Source organism: Photobacterium kagoshimensis (assembly GCF_050337045.1).
Classification (GTDB): domain Bacteria; phylum Pseudomonadota; class Gammaproteobacteria; order Enterobacterales; family Vibrionaceae; genus Photobacterium; species Photobacterium kagoshimensis.
Genome location: NZ_JAKJSO010000014.1, coordinates 40,255 through 59,581 on the forward strand (window position 1 = coordinate 40,255; position 19,327 = coordinate 59,581).

General features: G+C 42.6%; 18 protein-coding genes. 14 read left to right on the top strand and 4 right to left on the bottom strand.

Annotation, left to right across the window (positions count from 1 at the left end):
- Positions 1–15: 15 nt before the first annotated feature.
- Entirely contained in the window at positions 16–519 is a 504-nt protein-coding gene (locus L4C35_RS12395; protein WP_428463159.1) for a type II secretion system protein, read from the bottom strand.
- 520 nt (positions 520–1,039) lie between these two features.
- Here L4C35_RS12395 and L4C35_RS12400 point away from each other — a divergent pair.
- Positions 1,040–2,248: a NupC/NupG family nucleoside CNT transporter gene (locus tag L4C35_RS12400; protein WP_048899306.1), complete on the top strand. Its 1,209-nt coding sequence runs from the start codon at positions 1,040–1,042 to the stop codon at positions 2,246–2,248.
- 222 nt (positions 2,249–2,470) lie between these two features.
- A complete protein-coding gene (locus L4C35_RS12405; RefSeq protein WP_428463160.1) occupies positions 2,471–2,827 on the top strand; it encodes a VOC family protein in 357 nt (118 codons plus the stop codon).
- A 79-nt stretch (positions 2,828–2,906) separates the two neighbouring features.
- Here the strand turns inward: L4C35_RS12405 and L4C35_RS12410 are convergent, their stop codons facing one another.
- Complete coding sequence (locus L4C35_RS12410; RefSeq protein ID WP_428463361.1) at positions 2,907–3,806, bottom strand: NAD(P)-dependent oxidoreductase; 900 nt, start codon at positions 3,804–3,806, stop codon at positions 2,907–2,909.
- Between the two features lie 288 nt (positions 3,807–4,094).
- Here L4C35_RS12410 and L4C35_RS12415 point away from each other — a divergent pair, with 288 nt between their 5' ends.
- From L4C35_RS12415 to L4C35_RS12450, 8 genes are all read left to right on the top strand, one after another.
- The gene (locus L4C35_RS12415) at positions 4,095–4,625 is read left to right on the top strand and encodes a hypothetical protein (protein WP_428463161.1); all 531 of its coding nucleotides are present in this window, start codon (positions 4,095–4,097) and stop codon (positions 4,623–4,625) included.
- Positions 4,626–4,834: 209 nt separating this feature from the next.
- The gene (gene secD / locus L4C35_RS12420; RefSeq protein ID WP_428463162.1) at positions 4,835–6,685 is read left to right on the top strand and encodes a protein translocase subunit SecD; all 1,851 of its coding nucleotides are present in this window, start codon (positions 4,835–4,837) and stop codon (positions 6,683–6,685) included.
- A gap of 4 nt (positions 6,686–6,689) precedes the next feature.
- Entirely contained in the window at positions 6,690–7,589 is a 900-nt protein-coding gene (gene secF, locus L4C35_RS12425) for a protein translocase subunit SecF (RefSeq protein WP_428463163.1), read from the top strand.
- 444 nt (positions 7,590–8,033) lie between these two features.
- Positions 8,034–9,668 carry a methyl-accepting chemotaxis protein gene (locus tag L4C35_RS12430; RefSeq protein ID WP_428463164.1) on the top strand — a complete coding sequence of 545 codons (1,635 nt, stop codon included), beginning with the start codon at positions 8,034–8,036 and terminating at the stop codon, positions 9,666–9,668.
- Positions 9,669–10,223: 555 nt separating this feature from the next.
- Positions 10,224–10,550 carry a hypothetical protein gene (locus L4C35_RS12435; protein ID WP_428463165.1) on the top strand — a complete coding sequence of 109 codons (327 nt, stop codon included), beginning with the start codon at positions 10,224–10,226 and terminating at the stop codon, positions 10,548–10,550.
- Positions 10,551–10,998: 448 nt separating this feature from the next.
- Positions 10,999–11,718 (top strand): hypothetical protein, encoded by a 720-nt coding sequence (locus L4C35_RS12440; RefSeq protein WP_428463166.1) that lies wholly within the window; start codon positions 10,999–11,001, stop codon positions 11,716–11,718.
- A 112-nt stretch (positions 11,719–11,830) separates the two neighbouring features.
- Positions 11,831–13,027, top strand: coding sequence for a cystathionine beta-lyase (locus tag L4C35_RS12445; protein WP_428463167.1), 1,197 nt, complete (start codon positions 11,831–11,833; stop codon positions 13,025–13,027).
- 140 nt (positions 13,028–13,167) lie between these two features.
- Positions 13,168–13,512, top strand: coding sequence for a hypothetical protein (locus L4C35_RS12450; protein WP_428463168.1), 345 nt, complete (start codon positions 13,168–13,170; stop codon positions 13,510–13,512).
- 161 nt (positions 13,513–13,673) lie between these two features.
- Here the strand turns inward: L4C35_RS12450 and L4C35_RS12455 are convergent, their stop codons facing one another.
- The gene (locus tag L4C35_RS12455; protein ID WP_428463169.1) at positions 13,674–13,958 is read right to left on the bottom strand and encodes a hypothetical protein; all 285 of its coding nucleotides are present in this window, start codon (positions 13,956–13,958) and stop codon (positions 13,674–13,676) included.
- A gap of 289 nt (positions 13,959–14,247) precedes the next feature.
- Here L4C35_RS12455 and L4C35_RS12460 point away from each other — a divergent pair, with 289 nt between their 5' ends.
- The 4 genes from L4C35_RS12460 (at position 14,248) to L4C35_RS12475 (ending at position 16,906) form a co-directional block, all read left to right on the top strand.
- Positions 14,248–14,838: a DNA-3-methyladenine glycosylase I gene (locus tag L4C35_RS12460; protein WP_428463170.1), complete on the top strand. Its 591-nt coding sequence runs from the start codon at positions 14,248–14,250 to the stop codon at positions 14,836–14,838.
- Between the two features lie 45 nt (positions 14,839–14,883).
- Positions 14,884–15,807, top strand: coding sequence for a cation diffusion facilitator family transporter (locus tag L4C35_RS12465; RefSeq protein WP_428463171.1), 924 nt, complete (start codon positions 14,884–14,886; stop codon positions 15,805–15,807).
- Positions 15,808–15,982: 175 nt separating this feature from the next.
- Positions 15,983–16,372, top strand: a complete 390-nt coding sequence (locus tag L4C35_RS12470; RefSeq protein ID WP_428463172.1) for a hypothetical protein — start codon at positions 15,983–15,985, stop codon at positions 16,370–16,372.
- 180 nt (positions 16,373–16,552) lie between these two features.
- Positions 16,553–16,906 carry a DMT family transporter gene (locus tag L4C35_RS12475; RefSeq protein ID WP_428463173.1) on the top strand — a complete coding sequence of 118 codons (354 nt, stop codon included), beginning with the start codon at positions 16,553–16,555 and terminating at the stop codon, positions 16,904–16,906.
- A gap of 830 nt (positions 16,907–17,736) precedes the next feature.
- On the opposite strand, the gene L4C35_RS12480 is transcribed toward L4C35_RS12475, so the two are convergent.
- The gene (locus tag L4C35_RS12480) at positions 17,737–18,894 is read right to left on the bottom strand and encodes an MFS transporter (RefSeq protein WP_428463174.1); all 1,158 of its coding nucleotides are present in this window, start codon (positions 18,892–18,894) and stop codon (positions 17,737–17,739) included.
- Between the last annotated feature and the right edge of the window lie 433 nt (positions 18,895–19,327).

Sequence of the window (19,327 nt, forward strand, 5' to 3'; positions counted from 1 at the left end):
GCAACGCGAAGTTGGTTAGCAGCCTTCTTTTATTAGGCTAAAGAGCAATTCACCAGTCTGCTTCTTATTAAGAACCCGCATATAGCACATGCTATCTTCAATTTGCACTTGCTCTAGTGCCTGCTCACTTTGATAAGCATAGATCCCTTCACCGTAATAATCCTCCGTCTCGCTAACTTCAATGTCGGTGATTTGTAAGTCTGTCTTCATTGCTAGCGTTAGGTTCTCTTTGTTTTGAGCTGGGTGGCCGTATTTAAGTTCTATCGATGTTGCAGGCGCGCTACCAGATGATGCAAGAGTGCCATCTAAGTGAACTTTTTCTTGTTTCTCTAGGCCTTGAACTATGGCTTTTCCAAACACAATGCCATCTGCGCCTTGCAGGGCTCCTTGAAAACCTTGCAGTGTCGCAATGCGGGCATCACTTTGTATGTTTAAGAAACGTGGAGCAGCAAAAACGGCTAAGATGCCCAAGATGACAATGACAACCACGAGCTCAATTAACGTAAATCCTTTTTGCATGTGACACACCGTATGAATGGAGTGAAGAGCTGTTCATCTAAACCTAGAATGTGGTTGGTAAACTTACAAATGAAACTTATTGCAATTTGATGGTTATCAACTATCCATTATTGCGTTGTTAGTTATGCTGGCTCAGGCAAACGTTTTCGTCTCTTGTCTAGTTCAAAAAGTGCACAATCAGCGCCAGATCACGAAAAATTATGGGAATAAAATTGTTAATGTGATTTTGATCTCTATATACTCCGCCCTCGGCCAGAACCATCGAGTTCAGCCACCTTATTACAAGCTGTCACCATGGAATGTGAACGACCCACGGAGTTGGACCGGCAGAGTATTAGCTTGTTATCAAGGTGACTTGTATGTTGTTTAGTTGGACGGACATCTCTTTATTTTCTGAAGGTTATTCTTCAGAACCCTCCTATTGTGCTTTTTCCCCGAAAGCAGTTGTTCCGCTATGGCAGCAGGCAGTAACACCTTCATTTTTCGCAATCCATTTTAAAAGAAGTAGCAGGACGAAATAATGCAGTTGTTAATTAGTATTGCCGGTATTTTTGTACTGGTGGCATGTGCGTGCGTATTATCTGAAAATCGAAAAGCAATCAACTGGCGAACAGTTGGTGGGGCCTTATTATTACAGGCCGGATTTGCCGCTTTGGTATTGTATATACCAATTGGGCAAAAGATGCTGGGAGCCATGAGTAGTGGCGTAGCAAGCATTCTTGGTTTCGCTGATGAAGGGATCAAGTTCCTATTTGGTGATTTAGCAACAACTGGTTTTATCTTCGCAATTCGCGTCCTTCCTCTCGTTATTTTCATTAGTGCTTTAATCTCTTTGCTTTACCACCTTGGCGTGATGCAGTGGATCATCCGTGTTATTGGTGGTGGTATTCAGCGTCTTCTTGGTACTAGCCGTGCAGAATCTTTAGTTGCTACTGGTAATATCTTCCTTTCTCAAGGTGAATCCCCTCTTCTTGTTAAGCCTTTCCTTCCTCAAATGACACGTTCTGAACTGTTTGCAGTGATGACTGGTGGTATGGCGTCAGTTGCGGGTAGTGTTCTAGGTGGCTATGCAGGCTTAGGTGTTGATCTAAAATACCTTATCGCAGCAAGTTTTATGGCAGCTCCAGGTAGTTTGCTGATGGCGAAGATTTTAGTGCCAGAGCAAAGTGTTGCCGTTGAGCAAACTGATATTGAGATGGCGAAAAGCGATCACAGCAATATGATTGACGCACTGGCAGCTGGTGCGATGAATGGTATGAAGGTTGCTGTTGCAATCGGTACTATGCTTATTGCTTTTGTGAGTGTGATTGCGATGGCGAATGCTGGCCTTGAAATGGTTGGCGGTTGGGCTGGTTTTGAAGGTCTGACACTGCAAAGCATTCTTGGTTACGTATTCTCACCACTTGCATTCATCATCGGTGTTCCTGCTACGGAAATGCTGCAAGCGGGTGCGTTCATTGGTCAGAAGATGATTTTGAACGAATTTGTTGCCTTCCTTGATTTCGTTAGCGTGAAAGAAACGCTATCGGCACAAAGCCAAGTGATCATCACTTTTGCACTGTGTGGTTTTGCTAACATTGGTTCTATTGCGATTCAGATTGGTTCGATTGGTGTAATGGCGCCTGAACGCCGCAGTGATGTTGCAAGCCTTGGCTTTAAAGCGGTATTGGCTGCGACATTGGCTAACCTAATGAGTGCTGCACTTGCGGGTATCTTCATTGGTCTATAAGACAATATCGATTTAGCGTAAATAAGGAAGCCGTTGCAGAGATGCAGCGGCTTTTTTGTTGTCTTACAGAGGGCTAACTTAATTCTTACGATCCCCATAGCCAGAAGGGAAGCAATGGAAGAAAGGTGATGAAAGGGGTAGAGGGATCACGATTATTTGAATTGCTTGAGACACAATAATAGGCAGTGATTACACTGGAAAAAACAAAGTAAGGGATGACAAATGAATAAGCATGAAGCTATTAACTATTTAGAATTACCCGCCAAAGATATTTCTGCAACTAAAGCCTTTTTTACAACGGTGTTTAAGTGGACGTTTGTCGATTATGGTCCTGAGTATTCTGCTTTCAGTGACCCTTGTATAGAGGGTGGTTTTTATCAATCTGATTTAATGAGTACCACATCGCAAGGTGCAGCTTTGATTGTGTTTTATAGTGAGAAGCTTGAACAAACTCAAGCGAAAGTTGAGCAAGCGGGTGGGGCGATCATCAGGCCTATTTTCACTTTTCCTGGCGGTAGACGTTTTCACTTTATTGAACCAAGTGGCAATGAATTTGCTGTATGGTCAGATAAAGACTAAAACACAGTTTCAGTTCTGACCAAATACAGCTATATAAAGAGGGCAATAAGAATTATATCGCCCTCTAGGTTAATTGTTTTTAGCGCGCTTCGTCATCAAACTGTTTAATTAACACCGAGGTATCTGCGCGGCTGTAACCACGTTGCTGTAATGAGGCATAACGCTCGTCAACTTGTTTCGCCAGAGGCAGATCCACACCGAGCTTGTCTGCGGCATCAAAACAGATGCTTAAATCTTTACGCATCCAATCAATGGCAAAACCAAAATCGAAGTCGTTATTGGCCATGGTCGCAGCACGGTTTTCTAATTGCCAAGACCCCGCAGCGCCATGCTTTAGCACTTCCGTCATTTGTGCAATATCTAGTCCTGCGGATTTTGCTAGGGTAATCGCTTCAGAAAGGCCCTGTAAAACGCCCGCAATACAAAGTTGGTTAGCCATTTTGGTTATTTGCCCGTAGCCAACGTCACCCATCAGGGTTGTTGCTTTTGCAAAACAATCCATCACGGGTTGTGCTTTTTCAAATGTAGCCGCGTCACCGCCAACCATGACGGTAAGGCAACCGTTGACTGCGCCAGCTTCACCACCAGAAACGGGGGCATCTAAAAACTGTGTATTGGCAGTTAAAGCGGCAGCGGCGACTTCACGAGCAACTTCCGCCGAGGCTGTGGTGTTGTCGATAAGAATGGCGCCCGCTTGTACTGTCGCTAAAATACCATTTTCACCGGTATAAACTTGACGAACATCGTCATCGTTGCCTACGCAAGTAAAAATAAATTCAGCACCTTGTGCAGCTTCTGCAGGCGTTAATGCATGTGAACCTTGGTACTGTGTTAGCCAGCGCTCAGCGGTTGCTGTAGTGCGGTTATACACGGTAACGTCATGACCTGCATTGGCTAAATGTCCTGCCATTGGAAAGCCCATAGTACCTAGGCCAATGAAGGCGATTTTGTGTGTTGCCATAGCGCTAACTTCCTTTATTGTGATTTTTGTTATGGCAATATAACGAGGGAGGGTAAGGGATTCAAATATTATCCGTGAATGGTTATCGTGCTAAATAAGGGTAATGATGCGTTGTTATTCGGTATTAAGGTGAATGTAATTAAGATGGATTTGTGCTTGTTGAGGTAGAAACGGGGGCGATTATCAGTGTTGTCAGAAAATATATCAGTCAAATTGACGTAATGACCGATCTTGCTCAAATAATTGCTTGTAACAACGAGTATCGAACTCTATGATGCTGTGACTTGAAATAATAATGCAAAGACTATGCTAACAACGTTTCTACGTGTATTGATGGTGGTATTTTGTCTGGGTGCAGGTTCTCTTGCACACGCGGACGAGATTCGTGCACCTCAAATACCTGCAGCAACGTCATTGCATTATTCGCAGCATATACACGAATCACTTTTCAAGACGCATTCAACGCAGGCCCTCGACATGGCTGCGAATTTTCCGCAACAGCAATGTGTATTTAAGTCAACATTTAGTGTGAATCATCAGCAACCAGAAAAGGGTTCGCATACCGATGATATGCACCGCTTCCACCTTGGTATGATGTACACATCGCGCTATAGCAGTATGTTGCGTGATGATCCTGAGACGATTCAACCAAGTTATCAATTGGCGCATGAGCTGCCGATTGAACCCTCACAATTCTTTGTGATTGGCTATCAAGCTGAAATCAGTCCCTCTGTGGATTGGATGTTAACGCACGTATCCTCTTCTTCTCGGCTTGCTGGCTGGAAAGAGTCAAACCTCACTCATACTCAGTATCAGCACCGCCTGATCACCGCTTAGTTTCTCCTTTGGCATTGATAGGGCAACATAGATGGCGCTAGGTATTATCTATATCACCCGTCGACAACTGTTGAACTTCATGCCTCCAAAACTCTGATCACTTGCTTGTTATGGAGTTATCTCTGTGTTTTTGAACACTCAGATTGCGTGTAGTTGTGCTTTTTAAGGCGTAACTAGGCATCTGCCGTGTGAGACTTGGCGTTTATAAAATGAATCAAAGAACTAATCAAAGATCTAGTCAAAGAGCTAGCCAAAGAAACAAACCGCGTTTATTGAACCACTACTCGGCGTGGAAGTATGTTGTATTAATTGTGACCTTGTGTGTGATGGCACTGAGTGCAATTCCTACGTGGTACGGTGAGAATGCTGCGGTTCAGATCGGTGCGAAAGCAGGACTAACCTCGACGCCATTAGCGTTACAGCAGGCGTTAGCAGAGCAAGGCATTACAACTAAACGTATAGATCAAAGCGACAAAAGAACCATTGTTGTGTTGAATGATGAAACCCAACAATCCCATGCGAAAGCCGTGCTATCGACTATGGTGAAAGATGACTCTCAAGTTGCGTTGGCGCTGGAGCCTGCAGCCCCTATGTGGTTGCAATCTATGGGCTTTGAACCAATTAAATTGGGCTTAGATTTACGTGGTGGTGTGCAGTTCTTGCTGGATGTGGATATTGACCAAGTATTTAGCGCTCAAACTGAACAGCTAGCCGATGAGCTACGTCTTCAGCTGCGTAAAGAAGGCATTCGCTCTACGTCTATGACGCAAACCCAAAGTGATACGCTAGCGGTGAACTTACCGAATTCAGACGCGAATAGCGTTGTTCGTAAGTTTATTAGTAAGCAATACCCACAATGGCAGGTACGTAGCAGTAAAGGTGATGGTGTTTACATCACCATGAAAGAAAGCGAGCAAACCCAGCTTCGTAATTTAACCGTACAACAAAATCTACAAACAATGCGCAGCCGTATTGAAGAGCTGGGTATTACGGAAGCTTTAGTACAGCGTCAGGGTGAGCACCGTATTCGTATTGAATTACCGGGTGTTCAAGATCCAGCCGCCGCTAAAAATGTGATTGGTGCAACGGCGAGTCTTGCGTTTTATGAAGTAAGAGAAGCGGGCACGGGTAGCACCATGGTGGTTAACGATAAAGATGGTCGTCCAGTACGTGTTGCTCGTAAAGCCGTGCTAGGGGGAGATCACATTGTTGACGCTCGCGGTAGTTTAGGTGAAATGGGTATGCCTGAAGTTAACATTACCCTAGACAGCACTGGCGGTAAGATCATGTCTGAGTTTTCGCGAACTCACATTGGTAAACCGATGGCAACCTCTTACAGTGAATACAGCCGCGATGAAAATGGCAAAGCAAGCCAAAGCAACACCATCATCAGTGTCGCGACGATTCAATCACAGCTAGGTAACCGCTTCCGTATTACAGGTGCAGGTTCGTTGCAAGATGCGCAAGAATTGGCGTTGCTACTACGTGCAGGTTCATTAACCGCGCCAGTAACTATTGTAGAAGAGCGTACTATCGGCCCGACATTGGGTGCTGAAAATATTGAGAATGGTTTTGCTGCGCTAGGTCTGGGTCTTGGTATTACCTTGCTATTTATGGCGTGCTGGTATCGTCGTTTAGGCTGGGTGGCGAATATCGCACTTGTCTCTAACATGATCATGCTATTTGGTCTGTTGGCGATGATCCCAGGCGCAGTACTGACCTTGCCTGGTATTGCCGGTTTAGTGCTGACAGTCGGTATGGCGGTTGATACTAACGTACTTATCTTTGAGCGTATTAAGGATAAATTACGAGAAGGTCGCAGTATGGCCCAAGCCATAGATCGTGGTTTCGATAGTGCTTTTGGTACGATTTTCGATGCTAACTTCACCACAATGATCACTGCAGTTGTGCTTTATTCTGTGGGTAATGGCCCTATTCAAGGCTTTGCACTAACACTCGGCCTTGGTCTACTCACCAGTATGTTTACAGGTATTTTTGCCTCACGCGCCATGATTAACTTGGTGTGGGGTCGTGACTCTCGCCGCGAAGTAAGGATTTAACACCATGTTTATTAATATGAAAAATGCAACAAAGTGGCGTTACCGTACCAGTATGGTGTCAGTATTACTCATGGCGATATCGTTCACCATGATAGCCGTAAATGGGCTTAACTGGGGCTTAGACTTCACTGGTGGTGTGGTTACTGAAATTCAGATCAAGCCTGAAATTACCAGTAGCGAAATTGCGCCTCTTATGAATGCGGCAATGAAACAAGATGTGGCTGTCATTTCTGCCAGCGAACCTGGCCGTTGGGTACTACGTTATGCTGCGCCTGAAACAGGCCAAGAGCTGCAAGATATCAGTACAATTCTTGCGCCGCTACATAGCCAAATTCAGGTGTTAAATACATCAATTGTTGGCCCACAAGTGGGGGCTGAATTGGCGAACCAAGGTGGTATGGCGATTTTAGTCGCGATGCTATGTATCTTGGGTTACCTAAGCTACCGCTTTGAATGGCGCTTGGCGGCGGGGTCGTTATTCGCATTATTACATGATGTGGTCTTTGTTCTGGGCTTCTTTGCGGCAACGCAAATGGAATTCAATCTAACAGTACTTGCTGCGGTATTGGCGATTTTAGGTTACTCCTTGAATGACTCGATTATTATTGCCGATAGGATCCGTGAACTACTGATTTCTAAGCCAAATCAAGATACAGAAACCACGAATAATCAGGCAATCGCAGCAACGATCTCTCGTACTATGGTCACGTCAGGGACAACGCTTATTACGGTGGGAGCTTTATGGTTACTCGGTGGTGGGCCATTACAAGGCTTCTCGATTGCTATGTTCATTGGTATCGTCACGGGTACTTGGTCGTCTATTTCAGTAGGTACTACGTTACCTGAGTATCTAGGCTTAAAACCTGAGCACTATATGCCAAAACCTATTAGTGAAGAGCCTTAATCGGTCATCACAATTTTAAGCGGGCCACATAATGTGGCCCGTTTTTGTTTGTGGTTAAATCACATTGTGAATATGTAACAGGAAGGTCAACTTTCTTCATTATGGGATTTGGGGGAGGTGGCGGGGCTCCTTTTGGGAGGATTGTGACTCATTTATAGGCATTATGTTTGGGCTAAATCTCTTATTTTATGAAAATACCACTTGTTGCTTAACAACGGGTTAGGTATGGCCGCCTATAAGTTTATGGGGGTATTTAACAGACGCAAGAGAAGAACCATTTCCTGATTTGATATGAAATGAGTACAAGGTTTGGTGTTAATCTTTGCTCAGGTAGATAGAATCAGCATATAAAACCTCACGAACATGAAAGCATAATTCATGACGAGGTCTTTCTTTTTGAGCCTGCTAGTAAATACTTATATGTATATAAATAAGGTCTTTTCAGTGCTTACTTTTCGCAATTTGTCCATTGGCAAAAAAATAGCCAGTGTCTTTTCAGCCATCGTTTTGGTTTTAATCGGTTTTGGCTTATTCATTAATAGTGAGCTAAATACGGTTCGCAATGGTGTGGTTAACTTTACCGATTCAACATTACCAAGTGTGCTCAGCGTCGAAGATATGATGTTTGAGTTGTCATACGCACGCCGCACCCAATATGCCATTCTAACTTATACTGAACTGAATGATATCCGCTCACGTATTGCGAAAGCGGACCAACAGCACGCAGCTGTAGCTCAAAAGTTTGCTGATTATGGTGCAACGGTTGCCTCTGCTGATGAACAGCGCGTTTTTGATCGTGTTATGTCGACATGGCGGAGTTATCAATATTCATTAAACGGCTTTAATGAAGCGGCTGGTCGAGGCGATATCAGTGCAGCCCAACCGATTTTAGCGGGTACATTTGAAGAGTTTACAGCGCTTGAAGCTGCAATGGATGAACTACTCGAGATGAACCTTAGTTTCGTTGAGAGTAACCGAGAGTCAATGCTTGAAAGCATTGCGAGTGTGGTGAACATTACTATCGCAAGTATTATTGGCTTGGTTGCTTTTATGATTGGCAGCAATATCTTATTGTCTCGTCTAATCTGTCATCCACTCAGCCTTGTGATGGCGCAAGCACAAGCCATTGCTAGCGGTAATTTAACTCATAACATTCAACGTGATGAGATGGGCAATGACGAGCTGGGCAAGTTAGCCGATACTACGATCACCATGCAATACAATTTACGCAGCTTGATTGAAGAGATTGTTGCGGCGGTTACTCAACTAAGTTCGGCAGTTGAAGAAGTGAGTGCAGTTGCTGCACAATCATCTGCGGGTATGAGTGTTCAACAAAACGAAATCACTATGGTTGCAACCGCGATGGAGCAAATGAAAGCCACCGTTGCGGAAGTGGCAAGTAATACTGAAGTGGCATCATCATCGGCATCGGAAGCAAACATTGAGGCTTCTGAAGGTGCGGCAGAGGTGACAGAAACCATTCAACATATCCAAAGTGCGTCAGCTGAAATTGAAAATGCAGGTGCATTAGTTGGGCAGTTGGTAAAAGAATCTGAAAACATCAGCATGGTTGTTGATGTGATCCGCGATATCGCCGAACAAACAAACTTACTTGCGTTAAATGCCGCGATTGAAGCTGCACGTGCTGGTGATCAAGGCCGTGGTTTTGCTGTTGTTGCCGATGAAGTGAGAACGCTAGCAGGTCGTACGCAGCACTCAACGGGTGAAATTATTGCGATTATCGAAAAGCTACAAAAAAGTGCAAATGAAGCGCGTGAAGCAACCAATGAAAGTTGCTCGTTGATCCATTCCTGTGTGCAGCAAAGCCAAAATACGGGTGATAAGATTCAATCTATTGAAGCAACAGTAGGTAGAATCGCGGATATGAGTGTTCAAATTGCGAGTGCTTGTAGTGAGCAAGATTCAGTTACCGAAGAACTAGGCCGCAGTGTCACTAAGATTAATGAATCTTCAGCTGAAGTGGTGGAAGGATCTGGTCACACGACACAAGCTTGTCATGAATTAAGCCAGTTAGCTGTTAACCTACAGCAGGCGATGAGCCGTTTTCGTGTTGTCTAAGTGATACTGATTGGCTTAACGATTCACAAAAGAGTGATATAGAAATAGCGCCTGATGCTTTGTATCAGGCGCTTTTTTATTTATAAATGAATTGCATTATTGATCCTGTTGATAAGAAGAGGTGAGGTGTGTATTATACGAATAAAGGATGAAGTCCCTTATTTTTGGTTTGGGTCTTCGTTCATTTTTTTGCCTTTATAAAGGATGGTGTCCTTTATGTGGGTTGCCTGTGAAAGCATCAATATTTCGGGCTATGTATACAGAGAGTAGCCGATGATCGACCGTTTGTTTGTGATTTGCAGCGGTAAGGAATGGTACGCCCTGCCATGGTCGTAAAGGGCAAGCTAAAGCGCGATGAGTGTTCTGTGACAGTGCTTGAGAAGTAAGCTTTTGATTCAGGCACCAGGTGTTTTATAAAGCAGATCGCGAGGGGCTATTCAATGAATGTAAATAGTTTAGTCACAACTCAACTGAATTTGGTTGGTCATGCTTAACCAATTATTCCTGACAGTTAATTAGTCACATGGCCAACCATTCTGAATAAGTAAAGTCGTAATGAATAATAGAACCATTCACCAGAAAATACATGCGCCAACATCTGAGCAGTACCCTTTGGCACTTGCCATCATCAAAGAGATTGAAAGCCTTGAATGCCAAGGATATGTCACGGTACATACCACTGACGATTACAGCCAAGTCGTTATATGTCCTGGTGGGGTTAAACAGCGCATCACTTTGAAGTGGAACAACAGTAGTTACATTACGGAATGTGACAGTCGCAGCGAGATGTCTGGGATTGTTATTGGTAGCACTAGCAGTGCACGCATGTTCGCCTTTGCCTATGATCTTTCTCTTAGCTTTTGTACGAAAAAGTCTAAGTAACCAAATACAGCGAGCTGTGTTTTTTCATTTACTTGGCAGTTAGTGTTAAGAAGCATGGCTCGCTATTTCGTTAAATCCCCTTTCGACAGTGAGAAATAATGATGGAATGTAATTATTGTGGGGCTATACATTTTATCCGAGTAACCCCTAGATGTGCAGGTTCCCAGTTAACAGGATCTGCGGTTTACCGATGTGTTGAATGTGGCAGAGAAGTTGTTATAAAACGTTTTTCTGATTTATTAGCGGAAAACTAAGCCTAACAACAAATTTGCAATAAGATTCGCAAATTAAGACAGACAAGAAAGGATTGTGCATCCTGCATCATAAATGCCCGAAAAGGCAGAGGATAAGGTTGATAAAAATAGGCACTACAATTGCTTTACCTTAGTGATACACCGTAATGGTGCTTATAACGCAATCGTTAACACTCATGGTAGAGGGCGGCGCTATGTATCAATCAGACATGAAGTTAAATCACCAGATTACTCAATATGTAGAAATGCAGGTACAGCGATTGAAGTCGTCCGCTGTCGAATCAGAGGGGGCGATGGTATTACCTCATCAGCAAGGGTGTGAAGTGATGCGCGACATCTTGCAGCAGTATTTAGCGGGACTAAAGGCCATCAGTTGTTTGCTTGAGCATGGCTATGTCGCTCAAACGCGAGGCATCTTTCAAACGCTGGGTGATGACTACGAAGATATTATTTTTTTAAGCCTACCTAGCTTAGATGGTGAGTTAACCAGCTTACATAAAGCCTATTTAAAAGGGGTCAGTAGCGCTCATTGTGAATCATGCTATAGCCCGATTACTCGTTGTGAAATTCGTTCTACGATCAAACAGGCGAAATCGATAAATCATAATGTATTTCAGATTTATCCTAAAAAACAGGCCCTTCAAGTGCTACGTCCACAAGGTGATAAACCTTGCTCTTCAACATTAGCTATTACTCTTCATCGCCATTACGCCCATAAAGCATTATTACTCACCATGTTAACCGCAAAAGTGAGTGGTGAAGAGGACATAATGCGTGCATGTTTGAATTATCGTGCTCATCTTGAAATTAGTGATGAACTGGTATGGCAAAGGGATATAGAAGAACATCAAGTGGTACCAGAATCAATGCATGGCACAGTGAGTACTGTTGAAAAATACGCAACAGCGTTTTGATTATATATGCATTGAAGGTCTTCGATAATCTTCACTTTCATATTCTATTAGGTGTGGTAACGTTGAGTTTGATTTTATTGTGCCTTTACATGAATAGGGAAGTGAATTATCCATGGAAAAGAAAGCGTTAGATACCAGTATTGTGACGGCTGGTCGAGCAAAGAAATGGACGCAGAAGTTAGTTAACCCCCCTGTGAGTCGCGCATCGACGATAGTGTTTGATAGCGTTGCAGATATGAAAGAATCCGCGTCTAAACGCATGGATAAGTCATTGTTTTATGGGCGTCGTGGCACAAATACCCATTTCGCTTTTCAAGATGCGATGGTGGAATTAGAGGGCGGAGTAGGTTGTGCTTTGTATCCTTGTGGAACAGCGGCGATCAGTAATGCTATTCTATCGTTTGTAAAAACAGGCGATCATATTTTAATGGTTGATGGCGCTTATGAGCCAACCCGCGATTTTTGTGACAAGATCCTGAAGAATATGGGTATCGAAACGACGTATTACGACCCAATGATCGGCGAAGGACTTCGTGATTTAATTCAGCCTAATACCAGCGTACTTTTCCTTGAATCACCATGTTCTATCACAATGGAAGTACAAGATGTGCCGACTTTAGCTCGTATTGCGCATGAGCAAGACATAGTGGTGATGCTAGATAACACTTGGGCCTCGCCAATTAACTTCCAGCCATTCGAGCACGGGGTTGATATTTCGGTGCAAGCGGCAACCAAATATGTTGTTGGCCATTCCGATGTCATGTTAGGAACAGCAACAGCAAATGCACGTTGCTGGGATCAACTACGCGAAAACAGTTACCTTATGGGGCAATGTACATCACCTGATGATGTTTACTTGGCGATGCGCGGTTTACGTACTTTGGGGGTTCGTTTAAAGCAGCACGAAAAAAGCGCACTGCGTATCGCACATTGGTTAGCTGAGCGTGAAGAGGTTGATCATGTTCGCCACCCAGCTTTACCTTCTTGTGAAGGACATGAGTTTTTCAAGCGTGATTTTAAAGGCTCCAATGGTTTGTTTTCTCTGGTATTGAACCGTGGCAATACTGAGGCGCTTACTGCGTTACTCGATGGTATGGAACATTTCAGCATGGGGTATTCTTGGGGCGGTTTTGAAAGTCTTATTCTGGCGAACGAAAACATTAATAGCCTACGCACTGCGACGAAGAAAGACTTTGCAGGGCCAATGCTGAGGTTACATATTGGTTTGGAAGATCCTGACGATTTGATCCGCGATCTAGAGCGAGGCTTTGAACGTTTCAACGCGATCCTTAATCGTGATCAGCGCTAATAACTAGCACGAGAATACTAACAGACCACCTTCGGGTGGTTTTTTATTACCGTTATCGTGCGATAGCGGCGCGGTTAACGCAGTGAAAATTCAGTATTGGTATAAGCTTAATAGACGTATTGAAATGGTAGGGACTTGTCATGCAACAATCGAAATTTATATGGATTGCGTCAGGGATGATGGTTATGTCGATAGTTGGTTGTACCAATAGCAGTGTTAATAATATTGATACAGGGCTGGATAATTATCAGTTCTTACCCGATGAGTATGATGTTGAAACTGAATACAACAGTATATTCTTTTATGGTTTTAATCAGGGATGTCGTTCGAAAACCTATGATTCTCAAAGCGGACGTTTACCCGTAGAAATAGATCATACATTAGCAAAGAGAAGTCAAAAATATAACGATGGAATCGAAGAAGGAAGAAAATCCTGTGAAGATGGTACTCCACGTACGGTTTCTAACTATATCGAAAATAAATAAGAAAATAACATAATGAATGGTTACGAAGAAATTTCGTACTTATTCTACTTTTAATGATAAGACGTCATCGCTAAATGAAAAAGGGAGTTGTTATTATAACTACTCCCTTAAATAAGAATGCGCTTAATTAAATTTAAGCTATGCAACCCGTTGTCTAGTTTTTAAGCGGCATTTAACTCAGAAAATGATGAAATTTTGCCACTAATAAATTGAACAGGTACAGCCATAGATATCTCAGGAAGAAGCAAGTGAGCATCCAATGAACCTGCATCGATGGGTTGGATTACAATGTGTAAATGATGCTCTAAAATGCTTCGGAGCTTACTTACACGGATAATGCCGCCTCCCTCAATTTCAGTATAGGTGTCATTTTCAGAGTAAACCCAACAAGCAGCAGAACGATGCTGCTTTTCAAATTGATCGATGAAAGCGGTGATGTTTTTCATAAAAATCCTTTTTCTAACATCAATAATATTAGTATTGATTCCTAGACATTATGGTGCGATTAGCAAATTAATCAAATGAAAATATGCGTTATGTGAAGGCTACGGGAAATTTATGCAATCAAGTAAAGCTATTATATGCTTTCTTTATAAAAGACGATGTAAATAGTTGCTATATCATCTCGCAATATTGACAGAGTATATTTAACCGTCAAAAAAATGTCGATTTTTAATGAGTTGAATATACCTAAACTTATATTATTTAATACTTAAATTGAGTCGGGTTTATATAATGAAAAGTAATAGCTGTGGTTGGGCTCAGCATCATGCGTTAGAAAAAGACTACCATGATACGGAGTGGGGACTTCCCGTTGTTTGCGATACACAATTATTTGAATTTATCACCTTAGAAGGTGCTCAAGCTGGGCTGAGTTGGTTAACGGTACTGAAAAAGCGAGATGGCTATAAAAATGCATTCTTACATTACGATTTGACCCGCTTAGCTGTGCTAGATGAGAACCATGTTGATAGTGTGATTGCTACATACGATGTGATAAAACATCGAGGGAAAATCGCCTCTGTGTATACCAATGCGGCGGCAGCAATAGCTTTACAGAATGAATATGGGTCATTAGCGAAAGCGCTTTGGCAGTTTACAGGCGGTTTTCCCATAAATAACCAATGGACCTCGATGGCCGAAGTGCCTGTATCGACAGAGGCATCGAGGGCTATGAGCAAATTTTTGAAGAAGAAAGGGTTTAAGTTTGTAGGTGAAACAATCTGTTATGCCTTTATGCAGGCAACGGGGATGGTCAATGATCATGTCGTGGATTGTGACTGTTATCAAAAAGTAATTGCAAAACAGAAGCTAGTGTTTCGGTAAACACCCCGTTATCATACCTGCTGATTGATGTAATTGAGAGTTTGTATGCTACAGCAGCCAGTAAAGGTAATTCAAAAAGCCACTTGGGTCGGTTCAATCGCTAACGTCGTTTTAGCTATTATTAAAATAACCGTGGGTAAAATTACAGGTAGCCAAGCACTCGTTGCCGATGGTGTTCATAGTTTCTCTGATCTTGTGACTGATACCGCTATTTTGATCGGTTCTCGTTACTGGACGGCGCCAGCAGATAAAGAGCATCCTTATGGGCATGGGCGATTTGAAACGCTAACCAATATTTTTATCGGTGTGATCCTTGTTTTAGTTGGACTTGGCATAGGGTGGGATTCAATAAGCACGATTGGTCATGAATCAACTAACACACCAGGTATGCTTGCCTTTGGCGCTGCAATCGCCTCTATTTTGGTTAAAGAAGCCCTTTATCGTTGGACGATAATTCAAGCGAAAAAGATTAACAGTCGAGCATTACACGCCAATGCATGGCACCACCGTTCTGATGCGTTGAGTTCGTTACCTGTTGCGATTGCGGTTATTGCAAATTACGTGTTGCCTGATTTGTATTATCTTGATCAAATCGCAGCCTTGCTGGTAACGACGATGATCTTAAAAGCGGCCTTTGAAATATTATGGCCTGCTATCTGGGAACTTACGGAAGCTGAAGCTGACAGTGAGCTTGAACAGAAAATCCAACGTTACGCTGATAATGATCAAGACATTGGCGAAGTACACGCGATTCGAAGTCGTCGTACTGGCAGTAATATCTTGTTGGACTTCCACCTACTTGTGGACCCAGAAATGTCAGTCGATAACGCCCATACGATAGCTGAAAATTTTAAAAGCCATATTTTAGAAGAAATTGATGAAGTTGTTGATGTCATCATCCATATAGAGCCGTATAACTGTGCAGAACGGGTTCATAACCCTTGTTGCGGTAAGGACGCCTGCGAGTAACTCAGCGTGCGTCTCATCGTGTTAGAGAAAGTAACGTCAGCTTCGGCTGGCGTTTTTTTATTTGTCTCATCGATAAGATAGGGCGTTTATTTGTTGATTAGCTAAGATTTATTAGAGGTAGCCGATTGTGAAGTAAGAAGGTCGGTGAAGGAGAGGCCAATTAGGGAGTGTTGATATGCCGCTAATAAGAATTAAATCATTACCTTTTGCACAGCAAGAAGTACCGATCCCGCAAGTATTAAATAGTCTTTCCAGCGCCGTTTCTGCATCAACCGGCATTGAGCCTCATCATATTATGCTGACTTGGGATTATATCCCTGCGGGTCATTATGTTCATGGTGGTAAAGCGGTGCATCAGCAACCGATTAATACCCACCCAATATTGATCGACTTGATTGCACCAAACTTCAATACAGAGCAGCAAATAGCTTCGATGTTGGAGTTAATTGCTGCTACTTTAGTTGAGCAAGTGCCTGTAGCGAAAAATAACATCTTCATTAATTTTACCCCAGCTTATAGTGATGGGGTTTACGACTGTGGTCAGGTTGTAGAGTGGGATGAGTAATCCACGTTGCTAAGTCATTGTAATTATAGTCATGCTAACGAAATAATTAATTCGATTTGCGGTTCTTGACCATAAGAAACACTTATTGCGACATAAAGAACATTTAATGGTGATTGTTATTTCTTTTTCGTCATAATCACGTAGTATTCTTGGTTTGTTATTAAACCATATTTGTCGTCTATGCTCTCTTATTTAACATCCTTGTCACCAATGATTCCATTGTCTATCGCGATTGTGTGCGAAGTGATTGCAACGAGCTTCTTACCTAAAACAGAGCAGTTTACTAAGCCTGGACTGACGTTATTAGTGTTAGCTGGCTACGGTATCGCTTTTTTTATGTTATCGCTTACTGTGCGTACTATGCCTGTTGGTGTTGCGTATGCGATTTGGTGCGGAGCTGGTATTGTTTTAGTGGCGATGCTGAGTTGGATTTTTTCAGGTCAACATCTTGATAAATACGCAGTGCTAGGGATAGGTTTAATCATGGCTGGTACCATCATTATTAATGTATTTTCAAAGTCAGTAACGCACTAACTCTTCGTTTCATTGTTTTCCCTGTTAGGTTGTGACAACAAATAAAGCGCACCGATGAGTATGTATTCATCTGTGCGCTTTTTGTTTACTTGGCCAGTCGACTCTATGTTGATTAACTCTATTTTTATTATGAGTACTCTATAAGTTCGCACTGGGTGAATCTCTTGTGAGCTTGTGAGAGATCTCTCACAACTTGATAGGGTTATATCGTAATGTCTTGTGTCTTATTTCTCGGTGAAATGAAAAATCCATTATATAACAACACCTTAATGCTTAAGTGTTAAAATAAATTAACAGGATAAGAAAAAATGTGATCTGCAAGTGTTGTTTCAAATCCTAGATCGCGTAATCTTTATCTCGTCGGAAGGAACTGACGGAACGGAACAGGAACTAAGCCAAGGATTTGGTAGCCTCAGGAAGAGGGCGATGAATTAGGATGATTTATCGGACAAGGACTGTGAAGGGATAATCGAATGGAATCGATATAGTAAATAGGATATTTACTAGTCAGGATGACAATGGAACACTTCAGGATGAAGTAGGGACACCTCCAGGACGGAGAAGAGAGTCGAAACAGGAAGCATCGACGGGTCAAGGATTGATCAGTAGGACATCTCTAGGATAGAGACATAAGGGACTGAGCTGAAGGATTCAGCGTAATCATGGAATGATGCAGGGAGCACCATAGTAGCCGGATTGCTGCAAGTAAGACCTAAGGGCGCGACGAAAGTCGCGCCCGTTCTTTTTTGGATTCTAGCAAAAAGCTTATAGCTGCATCATTGAAAATAAATCTAAAATGATCAGCTAGTTAGATTAGTATAAGTAGCTGCTTAGCTTGCCAATACTTCTGGTTTACGTTTCGCACTCGCAATAAGCATGTAAATTGCAGTCGCCAGTAAAATCACAAAGAAGAAAGCGGTTAACCCATCTTCTGTTTTCATGAATTTATCCGCCACAATTGGCCCTAGCGCAGAGCCTAAGCTGTAGCTAAATAGCATGACTTGTGTTGCCGCAACAATGAAAGCGCTATCGAGTTCATCACACGCCAGTGTAATGGCTATTGGGTACAACGCAAACGCCGACATCCCCAGTAAAGCTAGCATTGTCATCATCATTGCAAAGCTGGTTTCAAAGTGAATGATACCCATCGCAAAGACACCGACTAAACAAGCTAGTGCCATCAATAATGATTTACTCATACGGATTGATAACCAGCTAACAATCGGCTGAATAAACATACCGCCAAGAATGATCGCTGCCATCAGTACACTGATTTGCTCGTTAGCAATGCCTTCTTGTTGTAAAGACAGTGGCATTAGGCCGTAAATCGAGCCCATTAGAATCCCAGAGACAAGACAGCCAATCAATGCTGGCTTACGCAGTTGCATGATTTGCTGCAACGATAAGCTTTGTGGGTGCTCTAGCGTTGGCTGACCTTGTTTGCACAATAGTGGTGGAAGCATTGCCACGCACAGTAGTGCTAAGATCATAATAAAAGGTTCGAAACCTTGAGTGCCAACAATTGTAATTCCAAATTGCCCCAGCGTTGTACCGCCATACAGGGATGTCATGTAAAAACCTAGGCGTTTAGCGCGTTCTTTTTTGTCGCCAATCAGCAACCAAGACTCAATAACAACAAACACACCCGCAACAGCAATACCTGCGATGAAGCGTGCAAGTAGCCATACTTGTTGTGATGGAACAAGCGGCATCATGATCACGGTTGCAGCTAACAAGCTTAGAAAAGCAATGAATGAAACACGGTGCCCTAAGCGAACCACAATAGGCTCAACAATAATAGAACCTAGGAGTAGGCCACAGTAATAACTACTTGCTAACCAGCTGACTAGATCCTGACTCATCTTAAATTCATTCGTAATTAACGGAATAAGACTCATCAAGTAGCCAGAAGCGATAGCAAAAATAGTTAAGCCCGCAACAGGCACGAAAGTGCTGCTTCGACGAGCTAGAGTAGTGGTAGTTGTCACTACTGTGATCTCCAGTAAAAGTGTCAATAAAAAACAGCTAAAAAAGGGCTGTTTGCTTCAGTATGTGTGTAGATATTTGCAAGGAGAGTTGTTCGCGTACAACGGCAGAAAGGCTGTTGAGGTCGCTGGAATTTCGTGCAAATAATCTCAGATGGCGGGACTATATCTTAAAAAAAGAAAACGTAAAATGAGAAAAAATAATCCGAATTAACAGTAATATTAATGGTGATAATAAGAGATTTTGAATGTTTAGAGTAGGATGTTGTTTGAAGTGGTTATAAATGGCATGTTTGGTTTAGTTGATTGATTTTTAATGATTTAAATATCATGTTGGTGGTTTTTACTCTTGGTTAACACAATAAATGTTTAGTGTATTAATGTTTTTATTTTAGGTATGGCAAGCCCATGTTTCTAGTTTGTTATTATTAACACT